A 17,520-nucleotide genomic window follows, 5' to 3' on the forward strand; every position below is an offset into this window, starting at 1 on the left:
GTTTGCCCTACGCATCCACGGGGTTGTCAACCGTGCACTCGATCTCGACGTGCAGGTCTCCCTTGCGCGTGTACTCCGAATGTGGGCCAACGTTAGAGATAGCTTCCCACGCCGCGGGGTCTACCTTGCGCCTTGGAACGCCCGTGGCGTGAAGAAAGATTGGAAACCGGATCTTTCTGAGTGAGTTGGCGGATGCGGGTGCCCGCGGCCCGATCTCGATGTGCAGCATCACGTCGTCGCGCTTGGCGTCGCTGACCAGCAGCCAGATGGCTGTGAGCATGGCATCGCGCTGGGCTGGCGAGAGCAGACCGGCCAGGCTGGCCGGGTCGTCGAGCGAGACGGCGGGCGCCAGGAACTCCGATTCGGTGATGGCATTGTGCAGCCAGGTCTTCTTGCGCCCGGCCACCAGGTGCAGGCGCAGCTGGGTGGCCAGCTGGGAGGCCGCGCTGGCGGCGTCCGGATGCAGCGGCAACGCCGTCCTGCCCTCCGCGACGTCGTCGAGCAGCCGCTCTGCGTCGAAGTCGAGGCGCACCAGCTCCTCTGAGGCCAGCATGCCAACGGCCAGCCGGGGGGCGTCGACGGTGCTCTGCACCAACACCAGGTCCAGCTCCAGCTGCACCATGCGCCGGAAGGCGCGCACCACCGAGATGGCGATGAACGGCATCCAGACGGCGATGGCGATCGCGACCAGATCCGGTCCGAGCGTCAGGGGGTCGCTGCGGCTCTGGCTGAGGGCGCTGACGAGCAGCGCCCCGCCGAGCACAGCGGTGGCTGCCATCACCTCGCGGGTCTCGCGCACGCTGACCAGCGGCGTCATCATGACGCCGGCGGCGAGGGCGGCGGTCGGGTACATGCTCTGATCGGCCACTGGCCAGACCCCGACGAGGTCCAGGGCGACGACGGCGGCCAGCCCGCCGAGGGTGAGCGCGAATAGCCAGGTGGGCATGGTGCCGCCGCTGAACAGCACGCCGAGCAGGGCGCCGGTGGCCGTGACGAGCAGAAGCAGCCAGGCGGCGAGGGGGAGCGCGGGCGAGGGGTAGACGTCCCATTGCTCGACGGTGCGCCAGACCAGGAACAGCGCCATCACCAGACTGCCCGCGATCATGCCGCCGGCGAGGTCACGGCCGCCGAGCCCGCGCTGGTTGGCCCTGGTCGTCGACACGGTGCGCTCTGAGCGCTTGAATGAGCGGTTGGGGTCGCGCTGCCTGCGCTCGCGCCCGACGATCACGCCCAGCGTGTTCTCCTCGATGCCGGATCCGCTTGTCGCCTTGCTCATCGTTCACCGCCCAGGTGTCGGTCCGCGCCGAACGGCTCATCGTGGCCGAGCGGGTCATCGTGCCCGATGGGCTCGCCGTGGCCGTACGTGTCGTCGTTCTTGGGCACCTCGAGCACGACGGTGGTTCCGGAGCCGGGGGAGGAGAACAGTCGGGCGTTGCCGCCGACCTCGCGCAACCGGCCCACCACGGATTCCGCGAAGCCGAGCCGGGCGGGGTCGACCTCCCCGAGGTTGAAGCCGACGCCGGCGTCGGTGACCATGGCGCGCAGGGTGTGCTCGTCGTCGGTGATGGTGACGTCGGCCTCGCTGACCTGGGCGTGCCTGCGCACGTTCTCGAGGCACTCGCCGAGCGCGCCGAGGAAGGCGTCCAGCACGTCGCTCGGCAGCAGGATCTGGCCGCTGCCGTGCCATTTGACGTCGAGGCCCATCCGGCCGAAGCGCTGCTTGACCGACTCCAGCGTGTTGCCGAGCGCCGACTCGGCAACGGGCTCGAGGGTGTACGCGCCGGAACGCTTGGGGGTCGGCACCCCGCCGAGGCGCAGCTGGCGCAGCAGCTTCGCATCGTTGGCAGCCTGGTGCCGCAGTGCGTCAGCGCTGACGCCGACGCCGGAGTGGGCGAGCAGCGTGAGGGTGGCCAGCACGGTGTCGTGCAACAGCCGGGCATCCTGCCTGCGCTGCGCCTCGGCCTCGCTGGCCAGGCGCTCTGCGTGGTGGGCCCGGCCGATGCTGGCGATGCGCTGCATCACCCGGGGGACGCTGCGCGCGATCCACCAGCCGGCCGTGGCGATGGCCGCCCACGCGGCGATGGTGAGGATCAGCGGGGTCGAGTCCGGCAGCGCGCGCGGTGCGGATGCGACGGCAACGCTCACGCAGGTGACCAGGAAGCCGACGCCGACCAGGATCATCCGGGAACGGCTCACCGTAGCCAGCAGCGCCAGTGCGCCGAGCACGCCGGCGCCGATCACCGAGATTGCAGCGACGGCGGCGATGCTGGGGTCGTGGGCGAGGACGGGGTCGACCGCCTCGCCGGCGTTGAGCACGTCGCCAGGGTCGACGCCGAGCAGCAGGATGGCGAAGTTGCCCGCGATCAGGCAGATCGCCATCCAGAGCGGGGTTCCGCGCTCACCGATGAAGTAGTGCGCGATCGCCATGATGCCCACCAGAGCCATGGTCGAGGCGAGGGTCAGCGGTGCGACCCCGCCGGGCAGCACGATGCAGACGGCGGCGAGCAGACAGGACGCGAGACCGGAGTAACGCGCGGCCCGGCGCAACAGCCGGTCGCGCTCTTTCAGAATGCGCTGCATGGATCCTGCCGGTGGAGAGAACGGGGGTGAGGCCCAGACTAGCTTGCAGCCGGGCCCTCGTGCAGGAGGCGGCGCAGCTGCTCTGCAACGAAATCGGTCTCGATCAGGAAGCCGTCATGGCCGTACTCCGAGACGAGCGTGACCGGCACGTCTCCGTCGATGTTGTCGGCCAGGCCGGCGGCGATCACCTGCTGCCCGTCCAGGGGGAACAACCGGTCGCTGTCGATGCCGAGCACCAGGCTGCGCGCGGTGACCATGGCCAACGCCGCGCCGATGCCGCCGCGGCCGCGGCCGATGTCGTGCGAGTTCATCGCCTCGACGAGCGTGATGTAGCTGTTGGCGTCGAAGCGGCGGGTGAACTTGTTGCCATGGAAGTCGAGGTAGGACTCCACGGCGAAGCGACCGCCGGCGCCGAGTGGGCTGATGTCGCTCTGCCAGCTGCGCTCGAACCGCGCGTTCAGCTCGCTGTGGCTGCGGTAGTTCAGCATCGCCATCCGCCGGGCCAGGGCGAGGCCGCGGGTCGGGCCGTCCCCGGCTACGGCGTCGTAGTAGTCGCCATTGCGGAACAGCGGGTCGGTCCGCACCGCCTCGATCTGCACCGAGTTCAACGCGATCTGGTCGGCGGTGGTCACCGGGGGAGCGGCGAGCACGGCGAGGCGCTCAACGCGCTCCGGGCGCCCGACGGCCCACTCGATGGCGTGCATGCCGCCCATCGAGCCGCCGATGACAGCTGCCCAGCGGTTGACGCCGATCGCGTCGGCCAGGGACGCCTGCGCGTCGACCTGGTCGCGGATGGTCAGGAACGGGAAGCGGGTGCCCCACTCACTGCCGTCCGGCGCCAGAGAGGCGGGGCCGGTGGAGCCCTGGCATCCGCCCAGCATGTTCGGGGCGACCACGAACCAGCGGTCGGTGTCGACGGCTTTGCCCGGGCCGACGATGCCGCCCCACCAGCCGGATGTCGCATGCCCGGGGCCGGCCTCGCCGACCACGTGGCTGTCGCCGGTGAGCGCGTGCAGCACGAGCACCGCGTTGTCGGCGGCCTCGTTCAGCTCGCCCCAGCTCTCGTACGCCATGCGGGCGTAGGGCAGGGTGCCGCCGGCCTCGAACTGGCGGGAGCCGATGCCAACGAAGTGTCGGTTGCCGACGGGGTCGCCCTCGCGCCACGCCCCCGTCGCGGGGGCCTTGCCGAGCAGCGAGCGGGCCTGGGCTTCCGTGATGAAGCTCGAGGGCGCGACATCCGCCGAAGTTTGCCAGTCCATGACTCAATTGTGCCGTGCACACAGAGCCGCCCAGGCATTGTTACAGCTGCGAATATCGCGGCTGAACGGGCCCGGGCGGCTGAGAGGGTGCTTAGGCGTTGGCGTTGGCCGCCTCGGTGACGGCGCGGGCCGCCGCGAAGCCGGACTCCAGGTCGGCCAGAATGTCGGCGATGTTCTCGATGCCGAGCGAGAGGCGCACCAGGCCGGGCGTGACGCCGGCGGAGAGCTGGGCCTCGGGCGAGAGCTGCGAGTGCGTCGTGGACGCCGGGTGGATGATGAGCGAGCGCACGTCACCGATGTTGGCGAGGTGGCTGAACAGCGACACGTTGTCGACCAGGGCGCGGCCGGCATCGACGCCGCCCTTGAGCTCGAAGGAGAGCACAGCGCCGACGCCCTTGGGGGCGTACTTGCCTGCGGCGGCGTACCAGGGGCTGGAGGGCAGGCCGGAGTAGTTGACCGAGGCGACGTCCGGGTGGTTGTCGAGCCACTCGGCGACGTCCTGCGCGTTCTGCACGTGGCGCTCGATGCGCAGCGACAGGGTCTCGATGCCCTGGATCAGCTGCCAGGCGCTCGCCGGGGCGATGGCCGCACCGATGTCGCGCAGCAGCTGCACACGGGCCTTGATGATGTAGGCCAGGCCGTCGCCGACCGCGGCCGTGTAGCTGGCGCCGTGGTAGCTGGGGTCCGGAACCGTCAGGCCAGGGAAGCGCTCGACGTTCTTGGACCACTCGAACTTCCCGCCGTCCACGATGACGCCGCCGATGACGGTGCCGTGACCGCCGAGGAACTTGGTGGCGGAGTGGATGATGATGTCGGCGCCGTGCTGGAACGGCTGGATCAGGTACGGCGTGGCGATCGTGTTGTCCACGATCAGCGGGATGCCGCTCTCGTGCGCGACATCGGCGACGAGCTGGATGTCGAGGATGTTGATCTTCGGGTTGCCGATGGTCTCCGCGAAGAAGAGCTTCGTGTTCGGGCGAACGGCGCGGCGCCACTCGTCGGCGTCGTCCTGGTTCTCGACGAAGGTGGTCTCGATGCCGAGCTTGGCCAGCGTGTACTTGAACAGGTTGTAGGTTCCGCCGTAGATGGAGCTGGAGGAGACGATGTGGTCGCCGGCCTGGGCGATGTTGAGCACGGCGAAGGTCGCGGCGGACTGGCCGGAGGCGACCAGCAGGGCGCCGGTTCCGCCTTCAAGGGCGGCCAGGCGCTGCTCGACGACGTCCTGCGTCGGGTTCTGGATGCGGGTGTAGATGTTGCCGAACTCGGCGAGGGCGAAGAGGTTCTTCGCGTGGTCCGCGCTGTTGAACACGTAGGAGGTGGTCTGGTAGATCGGGGTGGCCCTGGCGTTCGTCACCGGGTCGGGGCGCGCACCGGAGTGGACCTGCTTGGTCTCGAACTTCCAGTTGCTCGTGTTGTCGCTCATGAGGGTCTATCTCCTTAGAGCGTGCGGACCATCCACCGCTCGAGAGTGAGCCTAAGCCTGTGCTCAGTGCGCGGCAATGAGGTCTGCAATGCGTCGTAACACAACGAAATCGGGTGTAGCGGGGTGCCCGCTTCCGCTATCGGTTGTCGCCCTTGGGCAGCACGATCGTGCCCGTCGCCGTGCTGTCTGTGCGGCGGAACAGCCACTCCGCCCTGGGCTCGACGAGCGGCCGGAACACCCGCCGGATGAACGGCATCGAGAGCACGATCGACACGGCGATGCAGAACACGATCATGCCGGGCAGCACCCACCACGGCTGCGGCCCGGCCAGCACGCCGCTCTCTCTGATCGGGTAGAGCACGAAGGAGTGCAGCAGGTAGATGTACATGGTGGCGGCGCCCAGCCCGGTGAACCAGGTGGTGCGACGTGGCATCAGCATCAGGAAGGCGAAGACCAGCGCGAAAGCAAGCAGCATGAAGCCGAGCCGGATGCCGCCTGCCCACCACTCGGGGTAGCCGATGCTCGCGTACGACTCGTCGTAGAGCAGGAAGCGCCGCAGTTTCAGCTCCCGCCAGGTGCCGACCCCGAACCAGCAGACGAGCGCGACCAGCGCGAACAGCGCGATCGCGGCGGCACGCCAACGCCAGAGCACGGCCGGGCGCATGGTCAGCCAGCGCCCGGTGACCTGCCACTGGCGCAGGCTCCAGCCGAGCACGAAGAAGGGGAACAGCCCGAGCGTGCGGGAGAGGGCGAACAGGGAGTCGACGTTCCCGAAGTAACCGACCCCGAGCGACACGGCGATCGCGATCGTCAGCGGCCAGCGCAGCAGAACGACATAGGGCAGTGTGACCCGCCAGACGGCGAGCGAGAGCAGGAACCAGAGCGTCCAGCTGGCGCTGGAGTAGTCGAGCTTGAAAGCGCCGCCGTTCAGCCAGTGGATGACCGACCAGATCGTCTCGAAGATGATGTACGGCAACACGATGCTGGTGATGATGCCCTTCATCTGCCGCCCGCCCGGGGTCGCCGACTTGGCGAAGTAGCCGCTCACCGTGACGAACACGGGCACGTGGAACGCGTAGATGACGAGGTACACCGAGTACGCGGCATCCGACTCGGCGATCAGCTTGAGGATGCCGTGGCCGATCACCATCAGCGTGACGGCGATCCAGCGGGCGTTGTCCCAGAGCGGGACGCGTCGTTTGGCCTTGGCGGCAGTGAGGGAGGACATCGTGTTCCATTCTCCCCTGCACGGTGCGGGGTGCCCAGTCGGGGGCGGCAGAATGGTGGGCATGACTGTGAAGAATGTGGGCGTGAAGCGGGCAGTGGTGACGGGTGCGAGCTCGGGGATCGGGGCGGCGACCGTGCGTCAGCTGCGCGCGGCGGGCTGGGATGTCGTCGGTGTCGCCCGCCGCGAGGACCGGCTGGCAGCGCTCGCCGCGGAGACCGGGGCGAGCTACTTCGTCGCCGACCTCACCCAGCAGGCCGACGTCGACGCGCTCGCCGCACACCTGCGGGCGACAGGCCCGCTGCACACGATCGTGAACAACGCCGGCGGCGCGAAGGGGCTCGACAGTGTCGAGGCCTCGGATGCCGACGACTGGCAGTGGATGTTCGAGGTGAACGTGATCGCGGTCAAGCGCGTGGTCAGCACGCTGCTGCCCCTGCTGCGGGAGACCCTGCTCGCCGAGGGCTGCGGCACCGGGGCTCTGGGCGCAGACATCGTGACCGTCACCTCCATCGCCGGGCACGTCGCCTATCTGGGCGGCGGCGGCTACAACGCGGCCAAGTTCGCGGCGCACGCGATGACCGAGGTGCTGCGGCTGGAGTTGAACGGCGAGCCGATCCGGGTGATCGAGATCGCGCCGGGCATGGTTCACACGGAGGAGTTCTCGCTGGTGCGCTTCGGCGGCGACCAGGCCAAGGCCGACGCCGTCTACACGGACGTGCCGAACCCGCTGAGCGCCGACGACGTGGCCGAGACGATCGTGCACGCACTCGGCCGGCCCGCCCACGTCGACCTCGACCTGATCGTGATCAAGCCGGTCGCCCAGGCGGCGCCGCACCGCTTCGCGAAGGGCGAGCTGGCGCCGCGCTAGCGTCTCAGTCCACAAGCCTGTCGGTCGAGTAGCGAGGAACGAGCGTATCGAGACCCCGTGCACGGCTCGGTTTCACGCCGGAAACCGGGTCTCGATACGGCGCTGGCGCGCCTACTCGACCAGCGGCTCGGGGACGGTGTCGTCCCTCCCGCTGGTTGAGCCTGTCGAAACCCCGCCGGGTGAGCTGCTCCCGCTGGTTGAGCCTGTCGAAACCCCGCCGCGGGGCGCGGCTGCCGCGGCATCCGGGTCGGCGAAGGCCAGCTTCGGCACGAAGAACAGCAGCACGGCGGCGGCGAGGGCGCCGAGGCCGCACACCGCCCAGACCACCATGTAGCCGGCCAGGCTGGCCGCCGTCGAGGTGACCGCAGAAGCCGCCCCGGCCAGCAGCACCACACCGAAGACGGCGGAGGCGAACGATCCGCCGATCGTCTTCGTGGTGTTGGTGAGGGCGGATGCCACGCCGGTCTGCCCCTGCGGGGCCGCCGCGGCTGCAGCTGCCGGCAGCGCGCCGACGAGCGCGCCGGAGCCGACGCCGGCGATGAACATGTTCAGGAACACCTGCCACACCTCGAGGTGGAACGGGATGAACATGAGGTAGCCGAGGGCCACGAGGAACGCGGCCGCGATGAGCGCGACGCGCGGGCTGAACCGCTTGGACAGCACCGGGAACAGCAGTGCGCCGAGGATCATCGAGATCAGATAGGTACCGATGAGGGTGGAGATGTCGGAGGCGTCCAGGCCCAGCCCGTAGCCGTTGGCGGTGTCGGTGCCCGCGTAGGTGGCGAGCGGTGCCTGGGCACCGAGCAGGCTGATGCCGACGAGGCCGGCCGTCAACAACACCGGCCACATCGTCGGCTGGCGCATCACGCGCAGGTCGATGGCGGGGTCGGCCTGCTTCAGCTCCCACTTGCCGAACGGCCAGAAGCTCACCACTCCGACGGCGATCAGCGCCCACACCCACCAGGTCTCCGGGCCGTTGATGCGCATGAAGGTGAGCCCCGATGTGATCAGCAGCAGTCCGATGGTCAGCAGCGAGAAGCCGACGATGTCGAGCGAGCGCTTCTCGGTGCCCGGCTCGGATTCCGGCACGCCGAACAGGATCGCGAAGAAGACCAGGGTGACGGCGATCGCCGGCACGAAGAGGGTGAGTGTGACGTTCTCGCCGAGTGCGGCGAAGACGCGTCCGGCGCTCAGCGCGCCGATGATCGCGCCGGCCTCCAGGGCGACGACGAGCAGCCCGGCTGCGCGCCGCGTCTGAGACGGGCCGCGCCCCGACCGGCGGCCGCGGTCGAAGATCAGCGCCACCTCCAGCGGCAGCCAGACGACGTAGAAGCCCTGCAGCGCCCACGCCGCGAGGAAGCTCCAGAAATCGCCGGCGAAGGCGAGCCACCAACTGGCCGCCGCGGTCAGCACGGTGGAGGCGAGCAGGATGCGCTTGTGCCCGTACATGTCGCCGAGCTTCGCGAGGATCGGCACCACGAGCGCGGAGAGCAGCAGCTGGGCGGCCTCGAACCAGTTGAAGTCGGCGTCGTGGATGCCGAGGTGGTTGACCAGGTCGGGGATCAGCGGCACGTAGTACCCCTGCAGGATTCCGCTGGTGATTTCCACGAGGAACAGCCAGCCGATGATGGCCGCCGTCACGCCCGCGGCGGTGCGGGCGCCACTGCGCGCCGTCGCTGCTGAAGTCATTCTGGGATGCTACCGCCTGCGGCATCCGCAAAATGCTCAGAAAAGTGCGATTACCCTTACTCCATGGCCTTTGATGCAGACGACTCCGCAGGATCCAACACCACCATCGAGAAGGAGATTCTCGAATGGTCTGATTTCGCCGACGCGTCGCGCGGCCTGGCGGAGGACGTGCTGAAGAGCGGGTTCGTTCCCGAGGTGGTCATCGCCGTGGCCCGCGGCGGCCTGCTGCTGGCCGGTGCCATCTCGTATGCACTCGGTACCAAGAACTGTGGCTCGATCAACGTCGAGTTCTACACCGGCGTGAACGAGCGCCTCCCGGAGCCGCAGCTGGCCGCGCCGATGCTCGATGCTCCCGCCCTCGCCGGCAAGCGCGTGCTGCTCGTCGATGACGTCTCGGACTCCGGCCACACGCTCGTCAAGGTGCTCGGCATCCTGGCTGAGAACGGCGCAGAGGTGCGTACGGCGACCCTGTACACGAAGCCGCACACGGTGCTGGAGCCCAACTTCTACTACCGCAAGACGGCCGGCTGGATCGTCTTCCCCTGGTCGGCCCTGCCGCCCGTCTCTGTCTAGTCTCGTGGCAGGCGCTTTCGACCGCTCCGCCGTGCACGCGGGGTGGCTGGACGCGCTCGAGCCTGTTGCCGGCGAGCTGGCCGGGCTCGAGGCGTTCCTCGCCTCCGAGCCCGGCTACCTGCCGGCACCGGACGCTGTGCTGCGGGCGCTCCGCGTCGACCCGCAAGACGTGCGGGTGCTCATCGTCGGCCAGGACCCATACCCGACGCCGGGGCACGCCGTGGGGCTGGCGTTCTCGACCGCGCCGCACGTTCGGCCACTGCCGCGCAGCCTCGCCAACATCTACACCGAGCTGCGTGACGACCTCGACCTGCCGACGCCGGAACACGGCGACCTGAGCGCCTGGTCGGACAGAGGCGTGCTGCTGCTGAACCGCGTGCTCACGGTGCGGCCGGGGGAGGCCGGCTCGCACCGGCGGCGCGGCTGGGAGGCAGTGACAGAGCAGGTGATCCGGGCGCTTGCTGAGCGCGCCCCCGCGCAGCCGCTGGTCGCCATCCTCTGGGGCAACGACGCGCAGGCGATCGCGCCGCTGCTGGAAGGCGTGCCCGTGATCGCCTCGGCGCACCCGAGCCCGCTGTCAGCCCGGCGCGGGTTCTTCGGTTCCCGCCCGTTCAGCCGGGCCAACGCCCTGCTCGTCGAACAGGGCGGCGAGGCCATCGACTGGTGGCTGGGCGGAACGGCGATCGCGCCGCATCCGACCCTCGAAATCTTCCGTTAATACGCGTCGTTTACGCTGGCGTCATGCTTGAAGAGGAATACCAGCAGCGCCGCACGCTGCCGCGCCGGCTGCGCAAGCCCGAGCCTCCCGAGGCGCCGTTCGACTACACGCTGCGCGAGGCGGTGGCGGCCGATCTGCCGTCGGTGCGCGAGATCTACAACTACTACGTGGCGAACTCGACAGTCACCTTCGACGAAGACGCCATGACGCTGGCCGAGTGGCGCGACAAGTTCGCCTACCTCGGCAAGCTCGGCATGCCATTCATCGTCGCCGTCTCGCCGACGCAGCAGATCCTCGGCTACGCGCTGGTGACGCCGTGGACCCAGAAGCGCGCCTACCGCTACACGGTCGAGAACTCGATCTACCTGGGCCCGGCCGCGACCGGCAAGGGGCTCGGCCGGGTGCTTCTGGCCGACCTGATCGAGCGCTCGGCGGATGCCGGCCTGAAGCAGATGATCGCCGTCATCGCCGATCAGGGCGCCGACGCCTCGCTCGCCCTGCACCGCGAATTCGGGTTCCGGGAGACCGGCCGGATGGGCCGTGTCGGCTTCAAGTTCGATCGCTGGCTCGGCATCGTGATGATGCAGCTCTCGCTCAGCTAGCCGTTCTCGCCTCCCACCCGCCAGAGTCCGTTGAGAGCGGTCAAATGGCCGGTTTGGGTGGCCGAAAGTGGCCATTTGACCGCTCTCAACGGAACTTAGAGGGCGGGCGGATGCCGCGGGGCGGGCGTCGTGACCCGGCCGAGCACCGTGAGCAGCGAGCGTTGCGGCACCAGCCGCACGGCGCGCGCCGAGAACGCGTTTCCGACGCCGCTGACCACGCGCGGCGGTGTTGAGCGCCGGTCCAGTGCGCGGAACGCCGTGCCGATCACGTCGGCCGCGCTCTGCGGGGCTCCGAACGAGACGCCCTCGCTGCCGGCGACCTGTTTGAACTCGGTGGCGGTCGGGCCGGGGCAGAGCGCCAGCACCTTGAGACCGGTGCCCTTCGCCTCTGACCACAGCCCCTCGGTGAAGCTCAGCACGTAGGCCTTCGTCGCCGCATACACAGACATGAAAGGCACCGGTTGGAACGCCGCAGTGCTCGCCACGTTGATCAGCGCACCGGTCGCCGGGGCGGAGCGGGAGTGCCGCACAAGTTCCGGCCAGAGCTCGTGGGTGAGCTGGGTGAGCGCGGTCACGTTCAGCTGCACCTCCTCGTGCAGGCGTTTGCCTGGCAGCGCGCTGAATCGGCCATAACTGCCGAAGCCGGCGTTGTTGACGAGGGTGGCCACCTGGATGCCGCGGGTCCGGAGGTCTGCCGTGAGGGTCGCGACGGCATCCGGGGCACTGAGATCGAGGGGATCACGGTCGACGCGGTGCCGAAGCGCTCTGCGAGGTCGACGGCGAGGGCCTCCAGCCGGTCTTGCCGTCTGGCCACGAGCACGAGGTCGGCGCCGCGGGCGGCGAACTCGCGGGCGAACGCGGCGCCGAGGCCACTGCTCGCGCCGGTGATGAGCACCGTCGTGCCCATCGGATTGAAGACGAAACGAGACATGGCTTCAGGCTAGACCTCGAGGTGCTCGCGCGCTCCTGTCAAAAACGCTCCTGTCAAAAGCAGAAAGGAGCGCACTGCGGGGCTGCGCCGCGAGGCCCCGCGCTAGGAGCGGGGCATGCCGCGCCGGGCCAGGGCCCAGCCGCCCCGGGCGGCCAGCGCGAGCGCGCCGACGGCTGCGAGTGCCAGGCCGAGCAGTGCCAGTGGGGTCACGTGCACGCCGGCATCCGGGGCGAATACCGTCTGCGGCAGTGGGGCGTAGGCGAACCAGCCGATGCTGGTCTGCGGCGCCGGCAGGAGCATCAGCAGTGCGCCGGTGAGCACCAGCAGAACGGCGAGTACGAGCCCGCCGACCCGCAGCCATGCTGAGCGGCGGGGATCGGAGGTGCTGGGCATGCCGACTTCGCTCATGCCGCGAGACTAGGCCATCGGTGCGCGCACGCGCCACGAGCTCGGAAACTAGGATCGAGGGATGCCCACCGACGCCCCCACCGATGACCGTGCCGCGCTCCCGCCCCGCCCCGCGCGCCACACCGTGCTGCGCTCCTTCGCCGGGCACCTCGACGCGGCCCCGGATGCCGTCTTCGCGGCGATCCGGCAGCGGATGAGCGATCTCCCCGGCGTCTGGGTCGATGTCGCGGGCCGGGAGATCGTGCAGCAGGGCACCTGGTGGTACCGCGGCGAGTATCGCGTGATGGCGGAACCGCTCGACGAGGACGCCGAGCCGGGCGCCGCGGCCGGCACCCGCGTGGAGCACGAGATCGTGAACGTCGCCCAGCGGCCGCACTGGGCCGGGCCCGTCATCGGGCGCCGGCTGCTCGCCGAGGCGCCGTACGCCTTCCATTCGCTGCTGAGCGAGATCGCGGCCGAACTCGATCCCGAGACCGAGACCGAGGACGAGACCGACCCGGTCGACTAGTTCTTCGGCGTCGCGCGGCGCAGCACCGCATAGCCCGCGACCCCGGCCACGGCGGTGAGAAGCAGCGACCAAGCGGCGATTCCCACCATGCCGTTTGCGGCCGCCCACGCGCCGATCGCGGCCCAGCTGTTCGTGTAGGCGACGAGGGCGAACAGCCCGACGAGGGCTGCGCCGCCGACGATCCAGAACACGACCATGCCGTTGATGCGCCAGCGCATGTAGATCGTGGCGATCGCGGCGCCCAGAAAGAAGAACAGCAGCTGGATCGCGAAGTACACGAAGAAGTGCTCGAGCGGGCTACCGCCTCCGTTCCACGCGGCGGTGAACAGCATGCCGCCCAGCCACCAGCCGTCGCTGGCCTGCTCGATGGCGGCGAGCACGCTGAGGGCCACCGCGTTGGCCGCCGAGATGAGCGTGAAGGTGAGCGCCGTGCCGAGGTAGAACTCGCGCCGGGTCACGCTGAAGCCGAGCGCGAACGGAAAGCTCAGGTTGATCGACATGATCGCGGCGACCATCAGGTAGATGATGATGGACGTCACCGCTCCACTCGCCAGCCCGTCGCTCGGCACGCCGACGGAGCGCAGGATCATCCAGATTGCGATGGTGATGGTGAATGCGGTGCCGAGGATGATCCAGGGCAGCACGACGTAGGTCCAGCGGTTGACGAGGTGCATGCGCACGACGTTCCAAATGCGGGTCATGAGTTGGTCCCTTCCGTGGTTCAGGCCGTGGCCGGAAAGTCATGGGCGGCTGCGCTCGTCGTGCGCACGACCAGCTGCTGCAGTGACACTGGCAGCAACTCCACCCCGGCCGCCGCGGCATCCGCCTGTTCGAGTGCGCTCAGCTGACCGTTGATGGTGGCGGATGCCAGCCCGCCGATGCTTTCGCGGTGCAGCAGTTCCCGCCCCGCGGTGAAGGCATCGACCGCGCTGCGGGTGCCCGCGATGGTGGTGGCGGAGCCGCGCAGGTCCTCCGCCTCCGCGTCGATGATGATGCGGCCCTGGTCGATGACGAGCACGTGCTCGAGCAGATTGCTCACCTCGTCGATCAGGTGGGTGGAGAGGATGACGGTGCGCGGGTGCTCGGCGTAGTCACTCAGCAGCCGATCGTAGAAGAGCTGCCGGGCCACGGCGTCCAGGCCGAGGTACGGTTCGTCGAAAAAGGTGAGCGGCGCCCGGGAGGCGAGCCCGACGATCACGCCGACCGCCGAGAGCTGGCCGCGGGAGAGCTTCTTCATCGGGCGGTTCAGCGGAACGGCGAACTCGTCGATGAGCTGCGCCGCGAAGCCGCCATCCCAGTTGCGGAAGAACCAGGGTGCGCTGGTGAAGACGTGCTTGGCGCGGAACTCGTCTGGGTACTTCTGGCTCTCCTTGATGAAGCAGATCTTCGATAGCACGTCGGCGTTCTCGACCGGGCTCGAACCGAACACACTGATGGTGCCGGAGCTGGCGAAGTCCTGCCCGGTGAGCAGCTGCATCAGTGTCGTCTTGCCTGCGCCGTTGCGGCCGAGCAGCCCGTAGATCGTGTTCTCGCGCACCTGGAAGGTCGCATCATCGACGGCGGTGACCGAGCCGAAGCGTTTGCTCAGCGCGGAGACGGAGACGACGGGGGAGGTGTCGGTCATGAGAGCTGCTCCTTGTGGGGGAGGGATGCGGGGTCTGAGGGGTGGGGTGTTGGTTGCGCTACGGCCTCGATGAGGAGCAGCTCGCCGAGCTGTGTGGGGGAGATGCCGAGCTTCGTCGCCTCGGTGAGAAGTGGCCGCAGGTACTCCAGCGCGAAGCGGGCCCGCCGGGCCGAGATGAGGCGCTGGCGGGCGCCGCTCGCGACGAACATGCCGATGCCGCGCTTCTTGTAGAGCACGTCGTCGTCGACGAGCAGGTTGACGCCTTTCAGTGCCGTGGCCGGGTTGATCTTGTAGAACGCGGCAAACTCGTTGGTGGAGGGCACCTGGCTCTCTTCGGCGAGCACGCCGTCGATGATGTCGTTCTCGACCCGCTCGGCGATCTGGACGAAGATCGGGCGCTCATCGCTGATGATCATCGACATGACTTGATCGCTTCACTAGTCATGTAACCAACTAACGCGCTAGTTGAGGATTTGTCAACTCTTTAACTCTGGGTCCGCGAGGCCCCTCAGCCCCGCTGATTGAGCATGTCCTGGTTCGTTGGTTGAGCCTGTCGACACCCCGCTCAGTGTCCCGCGCTGTCGGGGCTTCAGTCGCTGGCGCTCCTTTCAGCCAGCGGGAATCTCCGGTCCGCTGGTTGAGCTTGTCGCCCCCGCTCTCTCCCGGCGGCTGAGGGAGCGAGGAACGAGCGACCGAAGCCCGGTTTCCAACCCGACGACCCCTCGATGACGTAGAACGACCTGGACCGACTCCGCGCTTTGCTGTCGGCGCCCGCCTGGCGCGTCCCGCCCGGTCCGCCCTATCGTTGTTGAGCTTGTCGAAACCCCGCTCAGTGTCCCGCGCTGTCGGGGCTTCAGTCGCTGGCGCTCCTTCCAGCCAACGGGAGTCTCCGGTCCGCTGGTTGAGCTTGTCGAAACCCCGCTCCGTGTCCCGCGCTGTCAGGGCTTCGGTCGCTGGCGCTCCCTCCAGCCAACGTGTGACTCCCGCCCGTCCCGCATCGCCCGGCGCCCCCCTCCCGCCGGCTGAGCGGGCGAGGAACGAGCGACCGAAGCCCGGTTTCCAACCTGACGACCCCTCGATGACGTAGAACGACCTGGACCGACTCCTCGCTGTGCTGCCGGCGCCCGCCTGGCAAGTCGCGCCCGGCCTGCCCTCTCGCTGGTTGAGCCTGTCGAAACCCCGCTCAGTGTCCTGCACTGTCAGGGCTTCGGTCGCTGGCGCTCCTTCCGGCCAACGGGAATCTCCGGTCCGATGGTTGAGCCTGTCGAAACCCCGCTCAGCGTCCCGCGCTGTCGGGGCTTCAGTCGCTGGCACTCCTTCCAGCCAACGGGAGCCTCCGGTCCGCTGGTTGAGCCTGTCGAAGCCTTGCTCAGTGTCCGGCGCTGTCAGGGCTTCGGTCGCTGGCGCTCCCTCCAGCCAACGTGTGACTCCCGCCCGTCCCGCATTGCCCGGCGCCCCCCCCCTTCCACGTCGGCTGAGGGAGCGAGGAACGAGCGACCGAAGCCCGGTTTCCAACCCGACCACCACTCTCCGCACACCCCTACGCCACACCACCGACAAACCGTGAAAAGTTATCCACACCGGCCATTTTTCTCGGGAATGACTTGCTTTTCGCCGTAAAATAGAACCATGGAAAGCGCGACGGAGCACCTGGCTGAGGCACAGTCTCACCTGGCAGCCGCGCTCGCCGTTTCCGACCAGCGGATGCTGCGCGACGACGCCCTGCTCGAGCTCACCGCCGCAGCCGAAGCAGCCGGCCGACTCGTCGATGCCCTCCGCATCCGGGCAGCCGGCGAGGTCGCGTTCCGCTCCCGCCGGGAGCTCGGCGAGGACCGCCTCTCAGCGAAGAAGGGCTGCCGCAACGGCGTCGAACTCCTCGCCCGCATCACGCTGGCATCCGAGCGCACCCTCACCCAACGGATGCGGCTCGGCGAGGCGATGAGGCCGCGCACCGCACTGACCGGAGACACCCTCCCGGCCTCATTCCCCGCAGCATCTGCCGCGCTCCGGGCCGGCTCGCTCGGCTACGACAGTGCCCTGGCCATCATCGACACCCTCGCCCCGATCCGGGCCCGGGTCGGCGACCTCAACCTCGAGCGGGCCGAGCAAGCCCTCGTCGCCGCCGCGACCGGCCCCACCATCGAGTCCCCACTGCCATTCGCGGCCGACGAGGTCCGCGGGCAGGCGCGTGTTTGGGAGAGCGTGCTGGACCCGGACGGCACCATGCCAGCCGAGGAACGTGCCATGCAGGCCCGCGGCATCAGCGCCGGCCTCACCCGCGACGGTCTCGTGCATCGCAAGATGGCGCTACTGCCGGAGATCGACGCCAAGTTCGAAACCCTGCTGAACGCGTACCTGAACCCGCGCAGCAAACCCACCTTCACCGACGCCGACCCCGATTCCCCGAAAGACCCGCGCGCCACGGCGCAGGCCCGGCATGACGTGTTCGCCAGCCTGATCGACGGTGCTGCCCGCAGCGCCAACGCGCCTCGGATCGGCGGGGCGGCCCCGACGGTGCTGGTCTCGGTGCGGCAGGCCGACCTGACCGCCCGTTGCGGGTCCGGTTTCATCGAGGGCTGCGAGGCGGCCCTGTCGATGGCCGGGGTGGAGCAGCTCGTCTGCGCCGGCGGCACCCAAACCGTCCTCATCGGCGAGGATGGCCGGCTGGTCAGCCTCAGCACAAGCGATCGGGTCTTCAACACCCAGCAACGCCGGGCGATCACGCTGCGTGACGGCGGGTGCATCATTCCGGGGTGCACGATCCCGGCTGCCTGGTCGGAGATCCACCACGTGATCGCGCACCGGGACGGCGGTAAAACCGAGGTCTGTAATGGGGTGCTGTTGTGTTGGTTCCACCACCGGACGATTGAGACCAGCGGTTGGCGCATCCTGATGATCGACGGGGTCCCGCATGTGAAACCGCCGCCCTGGCTCCGCGGTGGCCGCTCCGACGCCGAGACGCCGTGGCGCAGATCCACGAAGTCCCGCACCCAGCTCGCCAACCTCCTCGAGAGACATCCGGTGCTGGTCGAGTAGACCGCCCGCGACCGACCGTATCGAGACCCGCGCAACGCCCCAGCGCGTCGGGCAGGTACGCACTCGGCAATGG

17 protein-coding genes and 1 pseudogene are annotated in these 17,520 nt (G+C 69.0%); 6 read left to right on the plus strand and 12 right to left on the minus strand.

All coding sequences use genetic code 11. From position 1 onward, the window contains the following. Positions 1-7 precede the first annotated feature (7 nt). From AWU67_RS02355 to AWU67_RS02375, 5 genes are all read right to left on the minus strand, one after another. Positions 8-1,276, minus strand: coding sequence for a hypothetical protein (locus tag AWU67_RS02355; protein ID WP_067226271.1), 1,269 nt, complete (start codon positions 1,274-1,276; stop codon positions 8-10). Further along, positions 1,273-2,580, minus strand: a complete 1,308-nt coding sequence (locus tag AWU67_RS02360) for a sensor histidine kinase (RefSeq protein WP_234407328.1) — start codon at positions 2,578-2,580, stop codon at positions 1,273-1,275. Before AWU67_RS02360 ends, AWU67_RS02355 begins: the two co-directional genes overlap by 4 nt. A gap of 38 nt (positions 2,581-2,618) precedes the next feature. Then, positions 2,619-3,839: a homoserine O-acetyltransferase MetX gene (metX, locus tag AWU67_RS02365; RefSeq protein WP_067226274.1), complete on the minus strand. Its 1,221-nt coding sequence runs from the start codon at positions 3,837-3,839 to the stop codon at positions 2,619-2,621. A gap of 91 nt (positions 3,840-3,930) precedes the next feature. Continuing rightward, positions 3,931-5,262, minus strand: coding sequence for a bifunctional o-acetylhomoserine/o-acetylserine sulfhydrylase (locus AWU67_RS02370; RefSeq protein ID WP_067226288.1), 1,332 nt, complete (start codon positions 5,260-5,262; stop codon positions 3,931-3,933). Positions 5,263-5,398: 136 nt separating this feature from the next. Next, positions 5,399-6,490, minus strand: coding sequence for an acyltransferase family protein (locus AWU67_RS02375; RefSeq protein ID WP_067226290.1), 1,092 nt, complete (start codon positions 6,488-6,490; stop codon positions 5,399-5,401). Between the two features lie 61 nt (positions 6,491-6,551). On the opposite strand from AWU67_RS02375, the gene AWU67_RS02380 reads away from it, so the two are divergent. Continuing rightward, positions 6,552-7,358, plus strand: a complete 807-nt coding sequence (locus AWU67_RS02380) for an SDR family NAD(P)-dependent oxidoreductase (protein ID WP_067226292.1) — start codon at positions 6,552-6,554, stop codon at positions 7,356-7,358. Positions 7,359-7,469: 111 nt separating this feature from the next. Here AWU67_RS02380 and AWU67_RS02385 read toward each other — a convergent pair whose 3' ends face one another. After that, entirely contained in the window at positions 7,470-9,047 is a 1,578-nt protein-coding gene (locus AWU67_RS02385; RefSeq protein ID WP_082716714.1) for an MFS transporter, read from the minus strand. A 63-nt stretch (positions 9,048-9,110) separates the two neighbouring features. Between AWU67_RS02385 and AWU67_RS02390 the strand changes: the two genes are divergently transcribed. From AWU67_RS02390 to AWU67_RS02400, 3 genes are read left to right on the plus strand one after another with little or no spacing between them, the layout of a single operon-like run. Further along, positions 9,111-9,620, plus strand: coding sequence for a phosphoribosyltransferase (locus AWU67_RS02390; RefSeq protein WP_067226296.1), 510 nt, complete (start codon positions 9,111-9,113; stop codon positions 9,618-9,620). A 4-nt stretch (positions 9,621-9,624) separates the two neighbouring features. Further along, the gene (locus AWU67_RS02395) at positions 9,625-10,338 is read left to right on the plus strand and encodes a uracil-DNA glycosylase (protein WP_067226300.1); all 714 of its coding nucleotides are present in this window, start codon (positions 9,625-9,627) and stop codon (positions 10,336-10,338) included. A 23-nt stretch (positions 10,339-10,361) separates the two neighbouring features. Continuing rightward, the gene (locus AWU67_RS02400) at positions 10,362-10,940 is read left to right on the plus strand and encodes a GNAT family N-acetyltransferase (protein WP_067226304.1); all 579 of its coding nucleotides are present in this window, start codon (positions 10,362-10,364) and stop codon (positions 10,938-10,940) included. Positions 10,941-11,035: 95 nt separating this feature from the next. Here AWU67_RS02400 and AWU67_RS02405 read toward each other — a convergent pair. From AWU67_RS02405 to AWU67_RS02410, 3 genes and pseudogenes are all read right to left on the minus strand, one after another. Further along, positions 11,036-11,617: pseudogene (locus AWU67_RS02405) on the minus strand (SDR family NAD(P)-dependent oxidoreductase); the annotation flags it as partial. Further along, positions 11,518-11,871 carry an SDR family NAD(P)-dependent oxidoreductase gene (locus AWU67_RS17785; RefSeq protein ID WP_199922333.1) on the minus strand — a complete coding sequence of 118 codons (354 nt, stop codon included), beginning with the start codon at positions 11,869-11,871 and terminating at the stop codon, positions 11,518-11,520. The gene AWU67_RS17785 and the pseudogene AWU67_RS02405, both read right to left, overlap by 100 nt. A 102-nt stretch (positions 11,872-11,973) precedes the next feature. Next, positions 11,974-12,279: a hypothetical protein gene (locus AWU67_RS02410; RefSeq protein ID WP_067226308.1), complete on the minus strand. Its 306-nt coding sequence runs from the start codon at positions 12,277-12,279 to the stop codon at positions 11,974-11,976. Positions 12,280-12,340: 61 nt separating this feature from the next. On the opposite strand from AWU67_RS02410, the gene AWU67_RS02415 reads away from it, so the two are divergent. Then, positions 12,341-12,787, plus strand: a complete 447-nt coding sequence (locus tag AWU67_RS02415) for a hypothetical protein (RefSeq protein WP_067226312.1) — start codon at positions 12,341-12,343, stop codon at positions 12,785-12,787. Here AWU67_RS02415 and AWU67_RS02420 read toward each other — a convergent pair. The 3 genes from AWU67_RS02420 to AWU67_RS02430 are packed head-to-tail and all read right to left on the minus strand — an operon-like array spanning position 12,784 to position 14,833. Then, positions 12,784-13,488: a hypothetical protein gene (locus AWU67_RS02420; RefSeq protein ID WP_067226316.1), complete on the minus strand. Its 705-nt coding sequence runs from the start codon at positions 13,486-13,488 to the stop codon at positions 12,784-12,786. The two genes, AWU67_RS02415 and AWU67_RS02420, sit on opposite strands and share 4 nt — an antisense overlap. A gap of 20 nt (positions 13,489-13,508) precedes the next feature. After that, on the minus strand, positions 13,509-14,411 hold the full coding sequence (locus tag AWU67_RS02425) for an ABC transporter ATP-binding protein (protein WP_067226319.1): 903 nt from the start codon (positions 14,409-14,411) through the stop codon (positions 13,509-13,511). After that, positions 14,408-14,833 (minus strand): GntR family transcriptional regulator, encoded by a 426-nt coding sequence (locus AWU67_RS02430; protein ID WP_067226322.1) that lies wholly within the window; start codon positions 14,831-14,833, stop codon positions 14,408-14,410. The genes AWU67_RS02425 and AWU67_RS02430 overlap by 4 nt, the downstream gene beginning before the upstream one ends. A 1,207-nt stretch (positions 14,834-16,040) precedes the next feature. Here AWU67_RS02430 and AWU67_RS02435 point away from each other — a divergent pair. Then, on the plus strand, positions 16,041-17,447 hold the full coding sequence (locus tag AWU67_RS02435) for an HNH endonuclease signature motif containing protein (protein WP_067226326.1): 1,407 nt from the start codon (positions 16,041-16,043) through the stop codon (positions 17,445-17,447). Positions 17,448-17,520: the final 73 nt, after the last annotated feature.

The sequence above is a fragment of the Microterricola viridarii genome (genome assembly GCF_001542775.1).
GTDB lineage: Bacteria > Actinomycetota > Actinomycetes > Actinomycetales > Microbacteriaceae > Microterricola > Microterricola viridarii_A.